The sequence below is a fragment of the Hydrogenispora ethanolica genome (assembly GCF_004340685.1).
Lineage (GTDB): Bacteria > Bacillota > UBA4882 > UBA8346 > UBA8346 > Hydrogenispora > Hydrogenispora ethanolica.
The window spans coordinates 53,770-77,297 of sequence record NZ_SLUN01000006.1; the positions used below are offsets into that span (position 1 = coordinate 53,770).

23 protein-coding genes and 1 tRNA gene are annotated in these 23,528 nt (G+C 31.9%); 12 read left to right on the forward strand and 12 right to left on the reverse strand.

Annotated features, from left to right (window positions below):
* The first annotated feature begins 56 nt into the window (after positions 1 to 56).
* Both EDC14_RS06970 and EDC14_RS27500 read left to right on the forward strand, forming a co-directional pair.
* Positions 57 to 995 carry a tyrosine-type recombinase/integrase gene (locus tag EDC14_RS06970; RefSeq protein WP_243662841.1) on the forward strand — a complete coding sequence of 313 codons (939 nt, stop codon included), beginning with the start codon at positions 57 to 59 and terminating at the stop codon, positions 993 to 995.
* Positions 996 to 1,128: 133 nt separating this feature from the next.
* Complete coding sequence (locus tag EDC14_RS27500; RefSeq protein ID WP_279388737.1) at positions 1,129 to 1,263, forward strand: hypothetical protein; 135 nt, start codon at positions 1,129 to 1,131, stop codon at positions 1,261 to 1,263.
* On the opposite strand, the gene EDC14_RS06975 is transcribed toward EDC14_RS27500, so the two are convergent.
* From EDC14_RS06975 to EDC14_RS06995, 6 genes are all read right to left on the reverse strand, one after another.
* A complete protein-coding gene (locus EDC14_RS06975; protein ID WP_132013549.1) occupies positions 1,239 to 1,922 on the reverse strand; it encodes a hypothetical protein in 684 nt (227 codons plus the stop codon). The two genes, EDC14_RS27500 and EDC14_RS06975, sit on opposite strands and share 25 nt — an antisense overlap.
* A gap of 87 nt (positions 1,923 to 2,009) precedes the next feature.
* The gene (locus EDC14_RS06980; protein ID WP_132013550.1) at positions 2,010 to 2,894 is read right to left on the reverse strand and encodes a tyrosine-type recombinase/integrase; all 885 of its coding nucleotides are present in this window, start codon (positions 2,892 to 2,894) and stop codon (positions 2,010 to 2,012) included.
* Positions 2,895 to 3,000: 106 nt separating this feature from the next.
* Positions 3,001 to 3,390 carry a hypothetical protein gene (locus EDC14_RS06985; protein ID WP_132013551.1) on the reverse strand — a complete coding sequence of 130 codons (390 nt, stop codon included), beginning with the start codon at positions 3,388 to 3,390 and terminating at the stop codon, positions 3,001 to 3,003.
* Positions 3,387 to 3,941 (reverse strand): hypothetical protein, encoded by a 555-nt coding sequence (locus EDC14_RS06990; RefSeq protein ID WP_132013552.1) that lies wholly within the window; start codon positions 3,939 to 3,941, stop codon positions 3,387 to 3,389. Before EDC14_RS06990 ends, EDC14_RS06985 begins: the two co-directional genes overlap by 4 nt.
* Positions 3,942 to 4,085: 144 nt before the next feature.
* The gene (locus EDC14_RS26690) at positions 4,086 to 4,229 is read right to left on the reverse strand and encodes a hypothetical protein (RefSeq protein WP_165907858.1); all 144 of its coding nucleotides are present in this window, start codon (positions 4,227 to 4,229) and stop codon (positions 4,086 to 4,088) included.
* Positions 4,230 to 4,906: 677 nt separating this feature from the next.
* Complete coding sequence (locus EDC14_RS06995; protein ID WP_132013553.1) at positions 4,907 to 5,452, reverse strand: site-specific integrase; 546 nt, start codon at positions 5,450 to 5,452, stop codon at positions 4,907 to 4,909.
* 750 nt (positions 5,453 to 6,202) lie between these two features.
* Between EDC14_RS06995 and EDC14_RS07000 the strand changes: the two genes are divergently transcribed.
* Positions 6,203 to 7,102 (forward strand): sigma-70 RNA polymerase sigma factor region 4 domain-containing protein, encoded by a 900-nt coding sequence (locus EDC14_RS07000; RefSeq protein ID WP_132013554.1) that lies wholly within the window; start codon positions 6,203 to 6,205, stop codon positions 7,100 to 7,102.
* Complete coding sequence (locus EDC14_RS07005; RefSeq protein WP_132013555.1) at positions 7,099 to 8,718, forward strand: DEAD/DEAH box helicase; 1,620 nt, start codon at positions 7,099 to 7,101, stop codon at positions 8,716 to 8,718. The genes EDC14_RS07000 and EDC14_RS07005 overlap by 4 nt, the downstream gene beginning before the upstream one ends.
* 710 nt (positions 8,719 to 9,428) lie before the next feature.
* On the opposite strand, the gene EDC14_RS07010 is transcribed toward EDC14_RS07005, so the two are convergent.
* Together EDC14_RS07010 and EDC14_RS07015 are read right to left on the reverse strand one after the other, a co-directional pair.
* Positions 9,429 to 10,034 (reverse strand): ParB/RepB/Spo0J family partition protein, encoded by a 606-nt coding sequence (locus EDC14_RS07010; protein WP_165907859.1) that lies wholly within the window; start codon positions 10,032 to 10,034, stop codon positions 9,429 to 9,431.
* 180 nt (positions 10,035 to 10,214) lie between these two features.
* The gene (locus EDC14_RS07015; RefSeq protein WP_132013557.1) at positions 10,215 to 10,400 is read right to left on the reverse strand and encodes a hypothetical protein; all 186 of its coding nucleotides are present in this window, start codon (positions 10,398 to 10,400) and stop codon (positions 10,215 to 10,217) included.
* 292 nt (positions 10,401 to 10,692) lie between these two features.
* On the opposite strand from EDC14_RS07015, the gene EDC14_RS26695 reads away from it, so the two are divergent.
* The 7 genes from EDC14_RS26695 to EDC14_RS07045 all read left to right on the forward strand — a co-directional run bounded on the left by EDC14_RS26695 (position 10,693) and on the right by EDC14_RS07045 (position 16,738).
* Positions 10,693 to 10,860 (forward strand): hypothetical protein, encoded by a 168-nt coding sequence (locus EDC14_RS26695; RefSeq protein WP_165907860.1) that lies wholly within the window; start codon positions 10,693 to 10,695, stop codon positions 10,858 to 10,860.
* A gap of 265 nt (positions 10,861 to 11,125) precedes the next feature.
* Positions 11,126 to 11,650 (forward strand): GIY-YIG nuclease family protein, encoded by a 525-nt coding sequence (locus EDC14_RS07020; RefSeq protein WP_165907861.1) that lies wholly within the window; start codon positions 11,126 to 11,128, stop codon positions 11,648 to 11,650.
* 374 nt (positions 11,651 to 12,024) lie between these two features.
* Entirely contained in the window at positions 12,025 to 12,771 is a 747-nt protein-coding gene (locus EDC14_RS07025; RefSeq protein ID WP_132013559.1) for a hypothetical protein, read from the forward strand.
* 46 nt (positions 12,772 to 12,817) lie between these two features.
* Positions 12,818 to 13,477: an AbiU2 domain-containing protein gene (locus EDC14_RS07030; RefSeq protein ID WP_132013560.1), complete on the forward strand. Its 660-nt coding sequence runs from the start codon at positions 12,818 to 12,820 to the stop codon at positions 13,475 to 13,477.
* A gap of 482 nt (positions 13,478 to 13,959) precedes the next feature.
* Positions 13,960 to 15,882 carry an AIPR family protein gene (locus EDC14_RS07035; protein WP_132013561.1) on the forward strand — a complete coding sequence of 641 codons (1,923 nt, stop codon included), beginning with the start codon at positions 13,960 to 13,962 and terminating at the stop codon, positions 15,880 to 15,882.
* 254 nt (positions 15,883 to 16,136) lie between these two features.
* Positions 16,137 to 16,343 carry a hypothetical protein gene (locus tag EDC14_RS07040; RefSeq protein WP_132013562.1) on the forward strand — a complete coding sequence of 69 codons (207 nt, stop codon included), beginning with the start codon at positions 16,137 to 16,139 and terminating at the stop codon, positions 16,341 to 16,343.
* An 89-nt stretch (positions 16,344 to 16,432) separates the two neighbouring features.
* On the forward strand, positions 16,433 to 16,738 hold the full coding sequence (locus EDC14_RS07045) for a hypothetical protein (RefSeq protein WP_132013563.1): 306 nt from the start codon (positions 16,433 to 16,435) through the stop codon (positions 16,736 to 16,738).
* Positions 16,739 to 16,765: 27 nt separating this feature from the next.
* Here the strand turns inward: EDC14_RS07045 and EDC14_RS07050 are convergent, their stop codons facing one another.
* From EDC14_RS07050 to EDC14_RS07065, 4 genes are all read right to left on the reverse strand, one after another.
* On the reverse strand, positions 16,766 to 21,544 hold the full coding sequence (locus EDC14_RS07050; RefSeq protein WP_132013564.1) for a phage tail tape measure protein: 4,779 nt from the start codon (positions 21,542 to 21,544) through the stop codon (positions 16,766 to 16,768).
* Between the two features lie 18 nt (positions 21,545 to 21,562).
* Positions 21,563 to 22,024: a hypothetical protein gene (locus EDC14_RS07055; protein WP_132013565.1), complete on the reverse strand. Its 462-nt coding sequence runs from the start codon at positions 22,022 to 22,024 to the stop codon at positions 21,563 to 21,565.
* A gap of 109 nt (positions 22,025 to 22,133) precedes the next feature.
* Positions 22,134 to 22,400: a hypothetical protein gene (locus EDC14_RS07060; RefSeq protein ID WP_132013566.1), complete on the reverse strand. Its 267-nt coding sequence runs from the start codon at positions 22,398 to 22,400 to the stop codon at positions 22,134 to 22,136.
* Positions 22,401 to 22,433: 33 nt separating this feature from the next.
* Positions 22,434 to 22,811 (reverse strand): hypothetical protein, encoded by a 378-nt coding sequence (locus tag EDC14_RS07065; protein WP_132013567.1) that lies wholly within the window; start codon positions 22,809 to 22,811, stop codon positions 22,434 to 22,436.
* 612 nt (positions 22,812 to 23,423) lie between these two features.
* Here EDC14_RS07065 and EDC14_RS26700 point away from each other — a divergent pair.
* Positions 23,424 to 23,496, forward strand: a tRNA-Glu gene (locus EDC14_RS26700).
* The last annotated feature ends 32 nt before the right edge of the window (positions 23,497 to 23,528 follow it).

The window sequence follows — 23,528 nt, forward strand, 5'->3', positions numbered from 1 at the left end:
AAACAAGCAGTACGGTAACCTCCAAGGAAAATCCAATTTACAAAGGAGGAATTTTCTTGGAACGAGTAAGATCGATTAAACAAAAGAACTTAACATTTGAAGAGGTTTACGACAGATTCATTTTATTTAAACAATCGCAAGGATTAGCTGATAGAACGATTAACGATTATCGGTATCATATTTCTAATCTATTTAAAACTAAAAACGTAGACCTTAAAGATATCGAAAATTTGAGATTTGAAATACAAAAATACTTTGTCAGCAGTTCAAAATTATCGGCTATAACTTTCAATAGCCGTAGAAAGTCGCTCAAGTGCTTTTTTTCTTGGTTATTGGAGCAAGGCTATATTCTCGAAAATCCAATGGACGAAATTAAAAAACGAAAAGAAGATGAGCAACCAAGGGCCGTTAATGAAGTGACTTTACAAGAACTTTTAAGGCTTCCTAACTTAAAAACGTTTGGTGGGCTCCGAGACTATTCTTTAATCATTTTCACAATGGATACAGGGATAAGACCATCAGAAGCTTTCGGTCTAACCATTAAAGAATTTAATTTAAAATCGTTTGAAGTACATATTCCGGCAGAGATAGCCAAGACGAGGATATCTCGAACTTTGCCGTTAAATGTAACCACTGTTGATGTAGTTAAAAAACTACATTCGGTAAGGCATCCAAGTTGGAGAGATAATGTTCCGTTATTTTGTACAGAGGTGGGAACACCATTAACGCGTTTTTCTTGGAGCAGACGGCTTAGAAAATATAGCGAAAAACTTGGCGTATCTGTAACTCCATATTCGCTAAGACATTCTTTTGGAACCATATTCCTCAGATTGGGCGGAAATGCGTTTAATCTTCAAAAACTCATGGGCCATACAACGTTAACAATGACACGCCGATATATCACTTTAACTGAGAAAGACCTTCATCAACAGCATTCTCTTGCTTCTCCAATTAATATTTTGGTTACTCGAAAAAATAGGGTTCGAAAAATATAAAAATATTCTAGTAGATAGGGATCGGTCCGTGATAGGATTGATCCTTTTTTAAATGATTTTACAATAGAATGTTTGTTGAATAGAAAAATTATGATAAAATGTAATCACTATGAAAATATTGGAGGTATATACTATGTCTAAAAATAATACAAACGATAATATTGAATGGAAAATTGCTATTGGTGAAAGCATGCACGAAAAAGACACCAAAGATCTTGAGGACATACTACAACAATTAGCCGATCAAGATGATGAGTCAGATGAGTGAGTATTCTTATTTTTGATGTTTGCTTTTAATTTCTCAATATCTATTTTATACTCGGTAATAATAATATCATTGTCTAAATTAACATAAGTTCCTTTAATCTCATTAAACAGTATTTTTTGCTTATTCCTTATTGAATCGAAATTTTTCCCACCAACTAACCAGAGTTCTTTAATCTCTCCGTTTGATATGCCGATTTTTTTAACTATACCACTCGCAATAATTTCCCTATTTTTTTCTATAGTTATTAATTGCCTTTCATTATTGTTGAATAGTGATGATAATACAGATTCTGTTGGTGAAATCTTGTTTTTTCTTTCGGATTTACGAATGGAGTTTATGAATTCCACAGCTTTTGGAGATAAACGATACCATAACCAAGCAACTAAAAAGCTGTTCAATAAAGTAATTCCAATATAAACCATAACAAAAGATATTGAAGAAAATCTTTTACTAATGTTAATTAATTCATCATTATTAATTAGACCAAAAATAAATCCTAATAAGTAGTTGAGAAACAAGATAAAAATGTTATATATTAGAGATGTTATTAATACACCTTGTTCGCTTTCTTTTTTCATTTCATAAGTTAAACATTCAAAAACACTTCTTGCAATAAAACCAGGAATAATTAACAGAAGTAAAGCAATATAGTTTTCCATCTTTACACCTTACCTTAAGTAAATTAAACTACCATGTAGATTTTACTTTACCATATTTTACATACGATTTAGAAAAAATTTTATTCCCTAAATCACTTTATCCAACGGTGAAGTCAAAGCATGAACTTCCTTTAAGTCTGACGTAGCTAAACTAATGTATATTTTGGTAGTATTCAAATTCGTATGTCCGAGCATTGACTGAACATGAAAAGCATTAGCGTTATTACGAATCATTGCTATAGCAGCGGAGTGACGGATCATATAAGGAGTAATTTTGACTCCAATAAGATTGGAATAAATCATAAGCCTTCTACGCCATGAAAACCGATTCAAAGGCGTTTTATTTTTATTCGAGAAAAACGGTATATTTTCGTCCCAATTATCATCTAACTGGTATTGATGTAACTGTTCAATTAACGGAACTAACTTTTCATTAAAGGGCAAAGTTCTTGATATTCTAGTTTTCGCAATATTAGCTGGTATAGTTAATTCATTTTTTTCTAAGTCAAAACATGAATAAGGCAGCAATTCCATTTCTGAAGGTCGAATTCCAGTATCGTAACTTAGAGCAATACAAATATAGTCTCTTAAACCTTCATAAGTTGAACAATTACAAGCCTTGAGTATCATTGTAATAACATCCGATGAGGTATGTCTCGGCGTTCTATCTTCTCTTGCTTTTTTAATCGATTTCGTTGGGCTTTTTTCTATGATTTCTTCAGAAACAAGCCAATTGAAAAACGTATTTAGATTTTTTCTTCTAGTATTGAAGGTTACCGGACTAATGTTGTCGTTATCCGCAAAATATTCAATCACGAGTTTCCTTAAGAACCGAAAATCATGAAAATCAACACTCTTACCCTTGAAGAGGTTAGTAACATGATATTGAGCATCGCTGATAGTTCTCGGGGCTAACTTTAAGGATTTTTTGTGTTTTAAATAAAGATTTAAATATTCCTCCCATTGTTCCATATAAAACAATTCCTTCCTTCCTCATTATCCTCCAAAAATTGATAGCAATAGAGGAGAGCTATCAAAGCCTCTCCTCTTTGGATAGATATTTAATTTTAACTCGCGTTTAAATCACAAAATACTTTGGTTTACCAGTTTCAATTGCTGGTATTCCATATTTTAATTCGTTAATTCTATCCAAAACTAACTGTGTATTATCGTCATTTTCAGCATCAATGCAAAGCTGCATTGCACTTTTAAGAAACTTGATATCCGTAATTTTTTCTAATTCCTTCTTCAACTTTTTTGGGTGAAGTTTAGCAAACTGCTTAATTCTTGCTTCTTGTTGAATGTTTAACGCATTCATTTCATCTTGAGTCAATACTTCTAACCTTTCATCATTTTCTACCAAATCTTTAAATTTATCTTCAATAGATGTATAAGTTTCGCCTGGATAGATTATCTTTCCATATTTCGGCGATTCAATAATTCCCGGTTTTAATCGTACATAGATCATATTTTTTTATCTCCTTTTAATTTCTTTAATTTATTAATCTCTATACAATACATAGGCCAATGGCAATAGTCTTTTGCGCCTGCTTCGTAAAATGTTGCTATATTAGGAACTTCATCATATTCGGTATAACCAGCAAAATAAACTTGATTTGTGTTTGGATTATATAAGAGGAACCAGTACTGTTCGATTCCTTTTTCTTTATCCTCTTTGTAATCTTTATAATTTAAATTGAGTTTCCAATTTTCATTTGGAATCCCGGATTTAAAGATTTGTAGCTTTACATTACATTTTTTGCCCTGAATAACCATATCTCCATCATCACCGGTAGTATCATCCTGTAAATCATTATTGAGATAGTAGAAGTCAATAGCTTTTTCTTTTAAGTATTCACACAACCACAATTCGCCAATGTTACCGTAATAATAGGTTGTGTTTGCTTTATTTAAAACTGTACTTTTTTGTGTATTGAAGCCGCTATAAATCTTCTTTAGTTCATTTGCCTTTTTTCTTGTTAATAAACAAATTTCTTCGCTAACTATATATGAATCCAAGTGAGATCAAACACCTTTCGCAATATTGCGAACAGGTGCAACCTTTAAGGTTGATCCAATTTAAAAGTTACTCATCTCATTCCCACCAACGTCCGTCTATCTTTCCTTTATTATCCCTAATTATTAAAAATAAGACGGAAGATGTCAATCTCCGCTGTATTCATAATTATCAATACTGTTTGTTGAAAATTTTTCAAACTGATCAAAAAATTGACTACACTTACATAAATTAATCAATTTTTTATCATATAAACTATAATAATCTTCATCATCTTCAAATTTGTACACTTAAGTCACTTCCTTTCTGGCATTGTCTTAAAATTTGGCGAATCGTTACGGATCGCTCGCGAGTAGGTATTGAATTTAGCCAAGTGAGCAGTTTGTGATCCCCGATTGGGTCAATAGAAAATGTTATGTTCTGGAATTGTCTTGACATTTTTCCACCTCCTTTCATTACTGAGTAATGATAAAAAAACCAAAAATAAATAGCGATCTCGTTTTGATACAATCTCCTGAGATCGCTATTCGGTTTGTGTAAAAAAAATGAGGAATCTCAAATGATTCCCATTAGGTAATAAGAAATTGGACTTTGGAGGATGTGGTTAACAGAAATCAAAGCAATGCTATTGGATGTAGCTAGTCCCATCCAAATATTATTAGGGAAAAATTGATTATTTATCTTTTCATCTTTAATACCATTTTCAAAGGAAAAATTTGACGATAATCATAAAATTTTTTTAGATTAATATTTGGGAACTTAAAAAACGTTTATGGCTGTTATAGGTTCTGAGAGATGGGTGCTTTGATTTAAAAGTACCCCCGGTATAGTTGAGGTCAGAATGAGAGAGTGGAAGACCTTGAGCTGTTTGGGAGAAGAAAGGTATCTATGATTAAACATACCCCCATACTAAAGAACCGGCTAAATAAAGTTTTTACAAGGTTTTAATGAATAGTCATCTACAAAATTATAGGAAGAAATCCTTCATAGATTCATCCATCATGTCTTGATCAATACCAATATATCGAAGTGTTACCGATGGAGCAGAATGGTTAAACAATTTTTGCAGTAAGGCAACGTCATTATGCTTTTGGTAATGCCAATAACCAAAGGTTTTTCGAAGTGTGTGTGTACCTATTTCACTTAATCCTAAAGATGCTGCTGCATCATTGAGAATCCGGTATGCTTGAACTCTTGAAATAGGTTTATTTTCACCCTTTTGACTTATAAAAAGATATGCATTTTCATCCGCATCATTTATATAATTGTCAATTTCAGCTTTTAATCTTGGATTTATTAAAGCACGTTTTTCTTTATTAGTTTTTTGCTCTCGAATGCAAATATGGGTTTTGTTTCTGACATCTTGGACAGTAAGATTAAGAATATCGCTGATTCGAAAGCCAGTATTAATTCCAAGCACAAAAAGTAAATAATCACGCATTGAATTTCCGCGTAAGATACTTTTTAATTCTTCAATTTTGCTCATGTCTTTAATAGGTTGTACAATTTCCATTAAGATCACTCCTTTAATATCTAAATTATACCACAATAAATGTACGATATCAATACATTGAGATACATTATGTGAGCGGTAATTATCATTCAAATGAATAAAATTAGATTTACCAGGTAGTCTTTTAAAAAATAAATGTAACTAAATATCTATTGTGATACATTTCAATAATTAAAGAGGAAAACCCATATAAATGGGATAAATTTTTATTCATTATTATCGAATAATTATCGAAATTGGCATCAACGATCAGTAAGGTAAAGCTGCTTGTAAAAGCAAATTTTAACTTTCAAAATTTAATAATTTTAGGTAACAAGGGACAGAAAGCTAAACACATTTATTTAATATAGCTAACTATTAATATTATATATGAATATAAATATTTAATTATATACTATAATAATATAATTGTCAATGAATTTTCTATATTTTTCTTGACTTTTTTAAAATTCTGTGATATAATGTCATCAGTGGTAAAAAACACCGACAAATCCAACCGCATTTGGTTGGTTGTCGGTTTTCGTTTTCTTTTGGGGAGTAATATTCTTTACATAGCAGAATTAACCCTGAGAGAAATTACGATTTACCAAAATAGCTATCAGAAAGGAGGGCGACTTTTACCCAATCAGACTTACTTTTATTGTCCTGATCGGGTCTAACTTGATAGTTTTAATCATTCCGATAAGAAGGGTTTTGTCGGCTAGGATTTTCTATTGCCAAAAATAAGGGAGAAAAATTTGGAGGAATAATATGGAGAAAATTGAGAAGCATCGGTTGGGCTATTATTTATACAAATATGTTCGGGAACATGATTATGATGTACTTGACTATATCATTTATTCAAGGCAAGCAAAGGCGCAGATTGGGAATATAAAACGAAAGTTTACTTATAATCAGGAAGAGATTGAAGATATATGTATTAGTAAATTAAAAATACTTATTGAAGAGTACAAATATCCACATGAAAATTGGGATTTCGAAGAGGCAGAAAAGATTTTTTGTGGGTATATTAGAAAATTTCTTTGGTCTGCGGTTAACAAAGTAATGCGTATAGAACATAACAGTCATGAATATATAATACACCAGAAGAATGATGATGAAGATATAGTTAACTTTTTTGATTGTCTTTCTGATAATAAAGATTTTGCAGAAAAACATGCTATTCGTGAACTTATCATCAATATATTAAAACAATTACCATGGAATGAACGGTTTGTAATTTTCTATTATTTCATAGTTGGTGAAACAGAGCAAGAAATAGCTGAAAAGCTTAAATATATAACTAAAGACAGACCTAATCCAAAAAAGAGAGTCACTACTGTTTCTGCCGTTTGTAAAATTAAGAATAGAGCGATCGATAAATTACGGTTAATTGTAACTAAGGAGTTGAGTATAGGGGATTTTGGACAATTATTCAATTCTCAAGAGATTGTTCCTTTATACCTGCAAGAAGCTAATAAACGTATAGAAGAACTTCAAGTTAAAAAAACCACAAAAAAGAATGTAGAAGCAAAGCGTATTGCAAGAACCGAAGAAAAGCAAATTGAAGATGGATGGGATGATACTGAAGAAAAACTAGAAGATTATGGTTTCCATGTTGTTGGACAATCAGTCTCTACTCAACATAATGATTGGTGGACAATGGCATGAAACTTAATCTAAAATGGGTAAGTGAAACAATTGGAGAGGATTATAAGAATTGGACAAATGGTGCAGTTATAAGAATAGAGGCTCAAACAGGCACGGGAAAAACTGAATTTATTAAAACTAAATTATTAGAACATGCTATTAATAATGGAAAAAGAATACTATATATCTGTAATCGAATTAATCTTAAAAGGCAAATGAAGATAGATGTAGCTAGAAAACAAAATATAGAAATGAATTATAATGAATTTGATGTATTAGACAGTTTGGAAGAGATAGGTAACATAACAATAACGAGTTATCAAAAAATACAATACTATTTACTTAATGAAAGACATCAATTAAATTACAATGATGTTTATACAAGATATTTGAATTTCGATTATATAGTTCTAGATGAGGCTCATTATATTGTCCAAGATGCAAGCTTTGCAAATGAAACAGTGTTTTTCTACCGAGATTATCTTAAGCAGTGTAATAAGAACTGTATCACTATATTAGTAAGTGCCACAATGGATTATATAAAAGAACCTTTATTAGAGGAAATATACGCAGATTCAGAACGCAAAATATATAACTATACTACAGGAATAGATTATAGCTACATAAATGCATATTATTTTAATAAATACGAAGATATCATTACAACTATTAATAATGATAATAGTGGGAATAAATGGCTAATTTTTATTAATAATCTAAATAAAGCTAAAGAAATAAATGGAAAAATTAAAGGAAGTAAATTTATATGTTCTGAATATAATCAATATGCTAGTCAAATGGATAAAGATGAGTTGGACAATATAATTATTAATAATCGATTTGAATGTAAATGTTTAATTGCGACAAAAGTTATTGATAATGGCATCAACATCAACGATTCATTACTTACTAATATAGTAATTATAGCATTGGACAAAGTTGATTTTATCCAAATGTTAGGACGTAAACGAATCGATATTAAAGAAGCTCAAAATATTAATTTATATATTATGGCTCGATATAAGAAGACATTTAGTACGTTAATATATGATAATTACAATCCAGCAGAGAGTTTAGTTGGTTTATGGAGAGAAAATCGGAATAAATTTGACAGGAGATTTGACACAAAAATTGATGAATTGGGTAAATATAAAAATTTGTTTTATAAAGATAAAGATGGTTGGCAATTAAATGAAATAGGTTATCTAATAATGCTCAAGCATAAAATGTTTTGCGAGTATATGCTTAAGCAATTTGAAGAGATGGGTGAGGATGCTTTCATATGTGAACAACTGAAATGGATAAATTTAAAATATGAAAAAGAAAATTGGATAAAAGAAGTGATAAATATTGAAAAAGTAAATAATTTAGAGGAATATTTAGAAAGTGTTATTGGAAAAAGGTTATATAAGAATGAACAAAAAGAATTGATTGATATAATTGGACTGAAAGATAAACTTGGTCGCATTCAGAAATCTATTAGGCAGTTCAATGCTTATTTTGAAGCTAATCGGATTCCTTATATCATTATTTCCAAAACATCAAGTAGACTTATTAATGAGGGTCAGAAGAAAAGTATAAGATTTTGGGAAGTTATATCAATTGATAATGATCTTGAAATACCACAAAATCTGTAATGAATTTATATATATAAATTTCTTTCATAAATTGTGGTATGTAAAATAATGGGAATTAAAATATAGAGAACCATAATTTAATAATTGAACTATCCATGAGTGCGAGCAGTGATTTTTCCGCAAGCACTCGCCCGCTGCGTAAGTCGGGAGCGAAGGAAAACCTTCATGCCTTCGGCATCATTTTATCAATTTTTAAATATAAATATTATTGATAGCTATAGAGCTAATTCAAGGAAGCCTAAAAACATTAGCAATTAGGATAACAAAAAAGAATTATTATACTATACTAAAAATGTTATAATTAATCATCAAATTCATTATTCTGACTTAGATAATTTTGATAAAACTTTATATCCAATAGTAGGGGAGAGACGATCTTTTTCAACGAGATCTTGTAATTCGGGAATATTGGTGACAAGCTTCTTCGCTATTAAATCTTTCTTGGAATTGCAGTATATTTATTGGTTCTTGTGTAGCCATGATTTTTCCCTCCGAACGTTTGTTTGATTCAATTATATCAAACATACGTTCTGTAAGAAAGATATTCCTGAGCAAAATTGATAGTCAGATTATGATAAAGAACAAGGGAGAATTGGTATCGAAACCTGTAAAGAGGACGAAAGTTCTATAAAGATTATGGGTTCCTCATCAAAAGCCATAATGATCAAGCGTTTTCTGAAGTATTTTGACATTGAGCTTAAAGACGGTGATTATCCAATTGAATGGGAAAATGGAATGATCACCTTTAAAGTTTGATTTAATAGGGCAGGGGATATCAACCTTGCCCTTATTTTTTCCTTCTTCCTCAGCTCCCCTTTCAATCTATCAAGGGTAAGTAAACGTTTATAATTTTGTAATTGATCTATTGATACATTTAATTCATTTGCTAAATCAACCTGATTTTTAACTACCGAATTATCCGGTAGTTTTTCTGGCCTTCCTTCCTTAATCCCATACAACCTTTCCAGCTCCGCAATACATCTTGCCAGTTTAACCGCATTTGTATTACCAATGCCACGCTGACGCAAGTTTGTTTCAAGCAGATTTTTGAGAATTACATCATCTTTGCTCCATCTTTCATTATCATCATAAATTTGAACCCTAGCTGGGATCTCAGTAATATTTAATTCCTTACAAGCCCGCACGCGCTGATGGCCCGATACAATAACTTTGTCTTGGGTAATTACAATTGGTTCAATTACTCCAGAAGTTTTAATTGATTCAAGAAATTCTGTCCAATTATCACCGCTAATGTCATCAAAAAATTTATTATTGTCAGGATGGGGAATAAGTTTATCAACTTCAATCATTTGCATAATTAGTTCTCCTTTACCTACAAATTGAATAAACTTTATAAAATGTCTTAGGTTCATTGAATTCGTTATAATTACTTATATCAGATGGATATTCATAAAACGCTAATGAAAAGAAAAAAGCCCCTACAAAAAATAGGAGCATTAATATACTGACTTTGATTTTGTATACTTAATCGTGAATTATGGCTTTAAATTAACGGTTGTGTCTTGAATAAGTACAGCATACTCCGCCAGTATTTCCTCAAACATCTGCTTGCGCTCTTCAGAAACAAACTGTAGTAGCTCATCCTGTAGAACCTGGATCTCCTGGTTGTCCCACATGTCCATTAATTGTGCCTCTTTACTGGGATCAAAAACGTTGTTCATTATAATCAGCTCCTTTTTAATAATAATTGTGTTAACTATTGACGAGGTGTACACTTTGTGCTAATATTGAAATTGGGCAACAAGAAACCAGAGCCTTGTTCAAGGCTTGAAAATTGGCACTTGGTAAACGGCTGGGGAGCTTGGGTATCAAGTGCTTTGTTTTGTTTTTAGTGCATTTAATTTTGAATACTTTAAGATACCATTTGACCACCTCAAAATTATTATAACACACTTTCGATTAAATTGTACACCTTGTTTTATAGTGTACACCAAAAACTTGGAGGTAAATTATATGCCGATTAATACCGAGGTAAATAAAAGAGTAGCCTTAAGTTTATCATTAGATATTTACGAGATATTCCATAAATATGCCGTAGAAGAAGATCGTTCGGATGCGAACATGGCATTAAAAATATTTAAGCTTGGTCTTCAAGAATATGAACGCCAAAAGGATAAATAGATTACTGTTGTTATGATTTTAAGATTGATGAAAATTATTAAAAATAAATGTATTCCGTGTTGAATGCATTGATTTTTGATATAACAAGAACAAAAATGTTTATTTTAACAGGAAATGCTTATTGGAACTATTCTAGTTCACGTTTCATTCTTGTTGTATTATATTATTTTTCTGAATCAAAGTATAATTGACGACTAAAATGTCAATATTGGCAATGGATGTCGATTGATCATTAATGAATACAATCAGATTTGGAGGTAATAATATGAATTTTGGCTATATATATGTATTAAGCAATGATAACATGCCTAGTACATATAAAATCGGAAAAACTTGTAAAGATGATATTAATGAACGAGCTAAAGAGTTATCTAATTTTCCAGGTATTCCAACTCCATTTAAGGTTGAATTCAGCTTTTATGTGCCAGATATCGATAAGGCTGAAATACTGATACATAAAGAACTCCAAAAATATCGAATTAATGCTTATAGAGAATTTTTTAAAGCTGACATAGAAATCATTAAAGATGCTTTTGGGTGTCTATATGATGAATATTTTGATTTCATAAGTAAATTCTCGGATTATTTTCAGGAATCTGCCGACTTATATTATAAAAAAATTATATACAGTCATTTGAAGAAAACTTTGAAGCTTTACAGCAAAATAAATATCAATTTGATAAAAACTTTTCTAACGTTTACGAAAAAGATGACTACTATTTTATTGCATTACATCACTGCAAAATATGTTCTAAAGAGCAATATAATAGTTGGAGGAAGAATAAATTAACTCGAAAAAGAAAACAAACTAGAATTTAGTTTTAAAGCATAAAGGTTTCATTTTCAATCAACAGTAGTGCAATTTAAAGGTTAGAAAGCAAATAGAGGTTTCAGTTTGTTGTAACTCATTTTAATCATGGAGTCTAGAATAATCTAGGCTCCTTTTCATTTACTAGAGAGGAATTATGTTATAAACATAGAAGTATTAACCAATTATCCAAGCTATAAGACAGATACTTACGAAGAACGGTTAATTTAACTATAACACCAAATTGGTTTATTCTTTCTGTCTGGTTTTATAATTTAAGCTGGTTATACAGTAAGTATGGTGAGAACCAAATTTATGAACGGTGAGTTCACATAAAAGTGGAAAGGTTGAAAAGGATGAATTTTGGATTTAAAACTCATGCAGAAAAGGGAAGTTCTTTACCGTCAAAAGATAAACCCTTTATAACAGCTTTATTCGTTTTGTTGGTGTTTGGATGTGGAGCAATATTTCTTTGGTTTACTGTAAAAAATTACTCTGATTGGATCTCATGGTTTTGTAGAATAACTGCGATAATGCTTTTATTAATATGTATGTTGTTTCTGGTTAATCTTTTGCCTGAATGTAAAATTAAAAAAATTCTATTACTTATATTTAATATTCCTCTATCTTTATGTTATGTATTTGTAAAATCCGGTTCCATAATCTTGGGAATTATTACTTCTATTATGCTGGTTTTTGGCATAATTTCTTTATTTTTTCTGATATTAAGCAATGTATTTCACATTAAGATAGAAATATGTTATTTTCTTTCATCTCTTATAACTTTGACGGGAATGGCTTATTTTAAATCAATATTGCCGTTGGCGTTAAGAATTTTATATTTGCCAAAAAGCGATAAAAAAGAAAGGCAATATCGCGAATCAATTGCAATTTTGAATATAGTTAATTTCAGAAAATTAGCTTATGCAATTAGCTTTATATTATACATTTTGAGCATAATTGATAAGTATTACGGTAAAACGACAATCAACTTAGATTCTATTATTCTAGTGAAAGATGTTTACTTAGAAAGTTTAATTGCATTTTTGACATTGGATACTTGTATTTCGAATATTGCTCCTAAACTAATCGAAAAGAAATGAGTTATTATAAATGAGTTTAGCATGATTATGAGTTAGGGGTAACCTCATGGAACAATTAGTAAAAAATTATTGCGTATGGTTAGAAAAAATTAGATTAGAAACGGTTATTCTACTAGATCATAGGAAAAGTTTTACAGAGCTTTCTGAAATTGTTGGCAATAATCCAGAATTACATAAAGATAATTACTTTTTTTCAGATATATCTTATTGGTATGCGACTACTGTTTTAATGTGTATCCGAAGACAAATTGATACAGATCAAGATTCAGTATCTATTGCTAGGTTGTTATTAGAGCTAATAAATAACATACAATCATTTAACAAGGAACAATTTCTCGATAACTATTTAAGAGGTATGAGTGAGGAGACGACAAGCATATTTAGAGAAAGAGCTGAAGAGGAATTTAAATTATACTCTGAACCAACAAACAATTACTTAGACCAAGACAAAATACGAAAAGATTATAATGAACTAATTGCGAAGTATGGCCAATGTAAAGATTATGTGAATCGGAAGATCGCACATTTAAGTCAAAGACAAAGTAGAATTCCTACTTTTAATGATATTGATTTATGCATCGATTATGTCTCTAAGCTTACCAAAAAATACAGTATGCTAATCGAACATGTTGATGTCGATTTAGAACTTTCTCATTATGTAGATATAAAATCTTTATTTAGCAAACCATGGGTCAAACTTTCGTGAAAAATGTTTGTCATTTAGGGTCTCCTGAAAAACTAGTACAACATCAGAGCTAAAACCGAGGGTATAAACGTTTTAACTTGACACGAGCATCTTCGGTAGTGAATTGACAATCTACTGTTTTTTGGCTTGAATTACGATGACGTTCTCACTCGGATAACTCACTGGCAAGTGCTTCTATAGAAGGAATACGACCTAAACATTGTTTGGTTATGACGCTTCGCAATCTCGGCCAATGTTCAGCCAGCTTCCATGCTTGGTTGGGTGTAATGAATCTCTAAACGCTTCGCCAAACGGCGGGCCGTTGTGGGTCGAAAGCTTGCCCACCTTAGCTTCATTCAATTCTGAAGGTCAGATTGTAATAACTCATCAAGATAAGTTTGAAGATGCTTTTTATCTAATCCATGGTAAGCTCCTCTTTAAGACCAATATATGTTTTTATCTCCTAAATTATCAAGAAAAAGAAACTAAAGGAGTGCTTAGTTTTGGAGAAAAGACCAAATTTATCAAAAATATTAACGCTACCTGCTATTAAAGAAAATATAAATGAATTTGTTTCGAATGCAAAATCAACTACAGAAAAGGGAGAGCTATTTTGTAAGTGGGTATTGAAATTTATTTTTGAACTAGATGATGATACTATCGAGGATAGTATTTTAATCAGCGGCCCAGGAGATAACGGTGTTGATGCGTTTTTTGAAACTAATAATGAGTTAATAGTAATACAGTGTAAGTATGATACAGCCCATAATACTAATTCAATGGTACGTACTGGCGTTCAATTTGAGAATCATCTTTTAAGGGAGGGTGATTATACTAACGCTAATCAAGTATTCATGGATTATCTAGACAAAATTGGAGAATACCTAACGACTCCTGAAAATGGCAGAGATGATCTCGACGCCGATTACAGAGTAAAACAAATAGCTTTTTATTATATAACAAATTCTGAATTCAAGCCTAATGACACCAAGGAGCAGGAAGTTCAAAAAGGAAAGATCGAAAGAATTTCTAGTAACGTAACAATAGAATTTATTGATATACAAGGTATACACAGGATGATTTTGAAAAGTCAGTTTGAATTACCTGATGAGTATAGGGAAAAAAAGCAAACTATTTGGCTAAAAAACCAATTTGTAACTGGATATACTTGTGTAGCAGAAGTTTCTATTAAAGATTTCTATTATTTTTTAAGAAAAGTAATAGAGTATATATTTTTTAGTAATGTAAGAAATTATTTACCTGCATCTACTATTAATAAAGAAATTGCAAAAACTTTTAGGGATGCAGATAAAGATTTCTGGCTTCTTAATAATGGGATTACCATCCTATGTGATGATTTTGAAATTCCTAAAGAATTTTCGAAAGGATTTTGTATTGATTTGTTTGCACCACAAATTGTAAATGGTTGCCAGACGGCTAGTGTTATTTATAAAGAATTCGAACAGCTGAGGAGAAAACCAAATTCGAAGGAGTTAATTGACTTAAAAGAAGGGACTATCCTTGTAAAAATAATAAAAGATAAGCATCATTCGCAAAGAGATGGAATAATACGATGTACTAATAGGCAGAATGTTGTCTCTGCTATGGATTTTTATGCTTTGGATAAGTTTCAAAAAGAACTTAAGGAAAAATTTGCAGAGTACGGATATTTCTATGAAATTCAAAGAAAAGAGAGTCAATTCATTAAGTATAAGTATAGTAAAACAACATTTAAACCTGGAAAAAATCTTATGAACAAGGAATATAATTATCTTACTGGGGATAAGTTTTCCTTTGTTTTGACTGTCAAAGAAGTAATACAAGCATATGCAGCTGGATTGCATGGAAAAATTATAAAAGCAAGCCATAATATTGGTGAATTGGCCCCAGATACTTCTGATAGCCGAGATTTGTTTAACACAAAGACTAACGGGGATGTAAGATATTTTCTATACCCTGTTTTAATTGCAAAGTATGCGAATTATTTTTTGGGATATGGCAGCAGGAAATCAGGAGTTCCAATTCTTGAAGAAGGTCCAGATTATAGAAAGACTACATTATCACTTTTCGTATACTCTTACTTTAGATTATTGTGTAGATTTTTAAAACTACCGCAATTACTTATTCTAAATACGCTAGATGATGATGATCCGTTTAAAATTCCATTAGAAACCATGGAAAAGATTTTTAAAAGTGAAGAGATTAATAAATATTTACTTGGTATGGTTGATGATGTACTGTTTAATTTTTTTGATGATACTAGTATCAAGGAACGAATGGGAAAGAATATTACTCGGTTTATGAAGTCCGATATAGAAAAGCAAGAAGTGCTGGCTACTTTAACAGCAAAAATGGATAGTTTTTTAACAAAAACAAAATATAACTCGCAAAAAATTCAAAAAGCAAAAGACATTATTGGAAATTAAGTTAATAAATTTTTGATTAAATGGTTTCGTTTACTTTATATAACAATTTATAAATAGTTACAATTGTTTTAATTTAGTTATAATCAATTAAAATGGCAATTGGCTATATATTGATTGAGAAAGGAAGACGGTGGAATGGGTGGCAATGTGGTTGGTGTACATATATTGATGAAAAAGAAACTTGCAATCGATTTGTGAATTATTTTGAATTTGTTACTCTATTTTGTTTGTTATAAATAAAGGAGTGTGTAGAAATGAAAAATAATGAAGCGGGAATTACTATTGGTGAATTGAAAAAGCAATTAAGTTTTTATGATGACGATGATGAATTATTTATGGGAGGCCTTACTTTCTATAGGTTAAAAAGACGTGGAGAAAAAGTTGTTCAACTTGAATTTAATGAACAAATATATAGAAATTCAACTGGTGAATTAATTATTGAAGAATTTAAGAATGAATGATAATAGAGTAGGATGCCTTAGATTAAAGTTCTAACTTTTTATTAACTACATTCTTTCTTCTGAATAATAACCTATTGGAGGTAATGAATATGGTTTCTTTTTTAAATATTTTGGGAATAATTATATTATTTACGGGGATAATCGCTTCTGCCAATGTAGGCTCTGGCATTGATAGTTCTGTCTTTAGTGAATTCCCAATTGCTAGATTATTTCGCGATACAATATCATTAGCATATTTTATTGGTGGGTTTTTATCTAGTATGATATTTTTTGCTTTAGCAAATATAACCGATAAACAAAACCAAATTAAAGAAAATATATTGAAGCTTACATCAAAGATGAATATATTATTAGAGAATAGAGTTGAAGATATAGAAAAAAAGATCTCCGATTAACTTAAATTTGAAAAATAGCGCGGGCAATTAAGCCCGCGCTGCCTCTTCTCTAAGTATTTGTCCTATTGCAATAGCTGCTTCTCTAGCTTTATCACGATCTCCCCAGAAAATACCCGCCTCAACTGTTGCATAGATATTATAAGTGATACTACCTGAATTTCCAGCCGTATAATTTGTATTAGAACTGCTACCATTATTATTCCCAGAAACATCTGGGAAAGATCCAGACAATAAGTTCAAAGCTTGATACAGTGCTTGCATAGGTCCGGTAACCGCATTACTTGCCTGTTTAATTGCATTTAGTTCACTAGAATCTAATACACCATCCAAAACACTCAAAGTCACAGTGTCCGACAAATTCTTATATAATTGCTGAAATGTCTCTGTGGCCATAAATGCACGAATCAAGGCTTCTCTCGTCATATCATACAAACTTTGGTTCCAATTTTGTAAAAATCCAACATAATTAGAGCTATCGAACGCAGAAGCTAGTCCTGATGCAATTTGATCAATCGTCGTGCCGAGCGCCTGCTTTAGTTTGTCTAGTGAAGCGGAAAGCTTCTCTGTAACTTCTTGAATTTGCTCATCTAAAGATTTTTTATGAGATCCAAAAAGACCGCCTAAAATTCCGCCAATTAACGCTCCAATTCCTGTAAAATTTAATAAGGAACCGACAATAGCTCCAAGACCACTCCCACCTGCTGCGCCAACTAAAGTGTTAATTCCTTTTTGCTTGTATAAATCATTTAATTTTTGTTGGTTAGCTTCATAATTTTTAAAATTAGTCATTGTATCATAAACAGAATATCCACTATCTTGCCATTTATTATAGCTATTTCCTGGTTTAGAAAAGAAGTTTGTCAAACCACCAACAACAATGCCAGCAAATGATTGAACTAATTGGGGTATATTGAATGATAACTCCCCAGTATTTTGATCTATATTTAAACTACTCATTACCGTCTGTAATCCTTGACCAAAAGCAGCAAGAGTGCCACCGAATTGAGTAAATGCATCCGCAATATTATCAATAACACTTTTAAAAGCATTTAAATTCTTAATCTTCTCATCCAAATTATTATACTTTTTAATAACTTTATCCATTTCTTCTTTTAATCTGTTCTGTTCTTCAGACGCCATATCAGAAGATGTGCTAACATCTTTATATTGTTTCCAGAGAGCTTTCAAATTTTCCTTATATTCATTTAGTCCAGGAGCCGACTTTCCAAGAATTTTCATCATATCAGAAACATTAGAAGTTATTCCGCCAAATTCTTTATTAGGATCGAAATTTAAATCTTGCTCAACTTCAGAGATAAGCTTATCAGTTATAGATGTTTCTGGTAATTTTATATTAAGTAGACTTTCTTTAATCCATTCGCTTAAGTTATTACTGAAAGCATCAAAAATAGCTTTCATTTCTGGATTATTAGCAATTGCCTGTTGAATTGCTGGGTTTGTAGCCATAGCATTAATTTTTTGACTAACACTATCGACGAACGAACGCTGTTTTTGTAAAACATCATTATAATAACTTACCTCTTGGAGAGATCCTTTATAGTTAACATCTCCGCTATTTGCTGCAATTCGAGCATTTACATCGTATACTCCTTGTGATTCTTGCCATTTATTAAAAGCTTCCGAAATTTTTGAGCTATTAAAATTCAATAGATCCCTATAAAATGTAGCTAAATCAGAAACACCATTGAGTTTCGAAATTGTACTTGTATCAAACTCATTAAGTTTAGATTGAATGCTCAACGTATTTTGCAATTCAGCATTATACTTAGCCAGATCATCAAGTGCTTTTTGTAATTGATTGTTAGCTTCTTTGTTAGTCGAATCAATTGCTAGGGCGGCTTTAGCATTAGAAGTATTCTCTTGAGCCTTATTAATTTTTTCCAGAATATTTAGTCTATTGGTTTCTTGCTCATTTTGCTGTTTTCGAATATCCTCGATCTGCTTCTCATAAGCATTACCATAGCTTATAATTTTACTCATAATATCAAGAGTATCTTTCAAACCATCAGGTATTTGTTTGCTTTTATTATCAATTTTGGTGAACGAATCAAGAAACTTTTGAGAAGCATCAACTCCATCGGCACTAAGCTTTGTAAGAAACTCAGATAGGGTTTTGTTTGCTTCATTAATGGCAGTTTGTCCGCCATCACTTGTTTTTTTAAGCATGTTTTGAACTTTATCATTTACTTCTTGAATAGCTTTGTCTACAGCTTCAGATGTCAAACCGGATACAGGCAATGTCCAAGGAGTATTACCTTTAGACATAGAAGCCGTAGACTGAAAAATGAATTTATCAAGTTTAGATGGATCCGCTTTGGCAATTTCAGTGGATAATACTTTTGCCCTAGAAATAATTTGCTCAATTGTGTTTTTGGAATAGTCAAGTATCCGAACGATGTAGCTTTTCTTTGAAGAATCACTATAATTTCCACCAGCTCCGCCGCCGCCTGTCCCAGAGGAGAGTATTTCTTGAAAATTTAACAGTTTGGGAGCACTTTTATCAATTAGGTTAATATAAGTATATAGTTGTTCTAATTGTCCCATAAATGGGTTATTTTCGGTTGTGCGCGCTGTCCCTGGACGATACCAACCAGATGCCTTCTGCGCGGCCTCGACGGCCTTCTGGTTAGTATATTTGGTCAGAGGGTCATTCCCATATATTTTTTGATAATCGGCATTTGTAATTGGATTCGTTGTTGCCCATTTTCTTACAGCCTCAAACGCTGCCTTAACTTGATCAAAATTGGTCAAGAAATTTAAATTTTGCGATCTACCAGACATACTATACATTTGTTGCATTTGCCATTGCAACTGGCGCTGAGCATTGATTTGATCGACGGTTTCTTTCAAACGATTTTGAGCAAACTTGGACATGCTTCCATCTTTATTAATTTGGGCGACCAGCTCATTATTAGTAAGTCCAAGAGCTTTAGCCAATTCAGTTTGAACAGTTGTTAATTTTTGATTTAGACCTAAGTTATTTTGTCCTTTGTTATGGACTTCTTCAATGGCTTTTTGCAATAAGGCATATTTTTGAGTTAAATCATTAATGCCACGAGCTTTATTTATATTTCCTTCTATTGCCTGATTCAACTGCTCAGTTTTAATATTCATTTCCATAACAGAGTTTTTTGCCGAACTTGCGTTTTTACCAACGGTAAATAAGATACCGGACAGTAGAGTTAAACCACCAACAACTGCTGTTATGGGGTTCATTACAAGAGACAAGGTAAAAGCTTTAACCGATAATTCTGAAGCTATGAAGGCATTTCTTACAGTAAAAGCAATAGCCGTTAAAGCAGTCAATCCAACAATAGTAGCCGTTACGGCAGGAGGAACCTTATTAAGCCCTTCAATAATGTATCTGAATGTATCGATTAATCCCCTGGTGATCTCTAAAACTGCATTGTTTCGATAGATAAATTCTTGCCAAGTTGCATTCAATTGTTCAACATGTTTTGCAGTCGTTGCCATAACATTTTCTACTTCTTTTTGAGCGCTGCCGGCTGAGAAATAAGCTTTAGCAGTTGCTTCAAGAACTGTGTTATAGTTGTCCATGATACCCGTAAAGCGCGACCAATGTTGAGTTCCGGCCACCGTAATAGCAAAGTTTTGCTTTTGAGCCGAAGTCATGGTATCCCATTTAACCATTAACTGATCTAGAATTTTCGATAAGGGCTGTAGAGCATCTATACCTAATGCGTCAATAGCTTCTCTTGCAGACTTATTGCCACGCATACGTGCCATGACACGCGTCCACATCGTTCCGATCTCATTTCCTTCGATCCCAAGAGTCTGGATCCCAGTTGTTACAATACCAGTCAGTTCTTCAATGGACAACCCTAGCGCTTTTGCACCGGAACCGGATTTAGCCAATGCTTCCGCAACGCCCTGTGCGGTAACTCTGTAGTTATTGGAAACCTCATTTAGCATATCTACTACATGGATGGATTGATTTGTTTTCAAATTCCATTCCGCCATAATGGCAGACAAATTTTTAATGGAACCTTCGAACGTTATATCAGTTGCAGTGGCTGCCAATAGGCTGGCCCTGGTCATAACGGAAATATCATTAACATTTTTATATTGTCTCGCCCAGCTTGCCATGCTTTTTTCGACTTCAATAACATTTTGACCATATTCTTTTGTAAGTTGAATAGATGATTCCTCAAAGGGTTTAACAAGTTGTGGAACTGCCAAATCATTGGGATTTGGTAGAACCTTAGCTATGTTAACAGCTTCGGTTTCCATTTGAACCATATCCTTGAAACCTGAAGATAAGGTTCTCACAGTTCCAAATAAAGCTGTACCAGCAACCGTCCATTGCGTCATTTTTACTAAAGATCTCCCGAATGTCTCAGAAAGAGAGCTTACATCTTTTTCAACCACTTTAATCTTGTCATTAGCTAATGTATTATTTAAAACATTTAATTCACTATTAAATCTTGTTACTTGCCCATTAGCATTTTTTACGGTTTGTTCAACATGAACCCATCCATCACCTAATTTAGAAATAGAAGCAGCGGTTCTTTCGATTTTTGCTGCTTCGGGTATATTGGGCATTTTAAATGTTTTTGCTACATTCGATAACTGATTCATTTTCTGGTTTAAACTATTAACTTGATCCGTCACCTTTTTATAAGATAATTCATTACCGTTCAATGCATTAGTTATCATATTTGCTTGTTCTTGTATCTTTTTAAGAGAATTGTTTATAATATTTGTTTGATCTAAAATTGTTTTGCTATATTCTAAACTTATTGGTACTCTAATGTCGTCAGCCATTTAATCACCTCCATATCCTTATCTAATTCGTTTATTTACCTCATTTATAATTACACTTATAATTCCACTTTGTTGCAAATGACTTTGTAGTTCTTTTGCCATTGGCTCAACCCAGTCACGAGCAAACATCTCTTTGCCAGTATTCCATAATTTATATCCTTTTGTGACAATATAACTATAAGGAACAGATGAACCAAATTTATTACTTGGAGTTTGATTTGGATCAGAAAAAATGGTCAATGAAATACTATTATCATCTTCAGTTATTTCTGAAGTTGTACTTTCTTTTAAATTATTGGTACGCTGATAAACCGACGGTTGATACTTTTCATAAACTTCTTGCTGTTGATAATATTGATATCTTTGTCTCATATCTGGAGCAATTTTGGCAAATCCATCCTTAACCCCATTTTCAACTTCATCCATTTTGCCTTTCCATTGTTTATTAAATTTCGAAAAATCAAGTTGACATTTTGCCAATGATATATCCTCCAATCTTTTTAAAAAATAGATAAAAATAAAAAAGAGGGGATAACCTCTTCTTTTAATCAACTGATAAATGATTTAATTAATGATAAATACTTATGATTTAGCTTGTTTTAATTTTGAACTTCCCTATATTTTTAAAGTTATTTAGATTAGTTTCAAGCTCATCAATAAGTTCTTTAAGATAATGAATTTCTAAGGCAATTGGTCCTTCAAGGTGCGTATTAATCTTTTGCCCACATACAGGACAAAGCAAAGGGAAAAAGCAAGCATCATAAAAGAATTGAAGCGTAGAGTTGAATGAGTTTTGACAATTAGGACATTCAATCTCCACAGGATGATCACCCATCATATTCAAAAACAAAGACATTGCTTATCTCACCTCCTTTTCTCAGTTTTCAAATCAATCATCTAATCCCTGATTAAAAAGTGTTGATAAATCAATCTCTCTGTATCTCTTCTTGCTATCAGGATCAAGATATTTACCTTTGCTATTACCTAATGGCACTACAGTACTCCATTTGCTGCTGGAAGAGCCTAAGTATATATCCTCCTCATCGCTCTTTGGTTTTCTTTTTTTGGGCTTATCAGATATAGGTTCATCTTCATTCTCATCAGTATCTTCGGAGATAGCCGTTTCATCGTCTTCTGTTTCTGCTACTTCTTTTTCAATATGGAATTCTTCCGGAAATTGTTTTTCCAACTGTTCCAACTCGTATTTTTCAATAGAAGGAATAAACTCATCGAATGCATATATATCTATAAAAATCAGTCCTTTCAATAATATGAATGATTAAATTTAAAGTTTTTTTAAGGCCGTTTCTTATTGGATAAGGTGATTGTACCTTGGACCAATTTTGAAAGCTTTTAGATACAGATTTGATAATTAAATTTTGGGTAAAATGCTCAAAATGCTTGTCATTGCTGGGAAAAACGGCAATTAACAAATTTATCTTCTAGCTGGGGTTTTGTAACATCATGATTATCATGACTGAAACCGATTTTTAAGATGGGGGAGATAGGATTTATGGATTCTATAACTTCTTGCTATTAACTGATTGTCTTGATAGTAGTCTGAGAAGATATGAGTATCTCGTTTGTCAAGGTAACTCATTAATTTAGGGCTTTCGGTATAAATAAGGGCTTGACCAGAATGTGAGGATAGAACTTCGAAAGGCATTTGTTGAGTCATGGTTGACCTCCTATGAAAATTTTTTTATATAAACAGAATCACGCCTTAATTTAGGCGTGACCTGGAGCTTTCATATGAATAATAGTTGCCATTGTAGGGGGAGTGAGCAAAAATTTGATTGACTAATTGGGAATTATATAATAAATTAAAAGCACGGTGACCTTGGAGGTTCCGTATAATTAAAAACCTTGATTTAACTGCGTTTTTTTATTTAAAAAGTTCAATCCGCCCTTTCACGGCGGTGACAGGGGTTCGAATCCCCTTGGGACTACCAGAAATTCACTCCCGCGCAAGCGGGTATTTTTA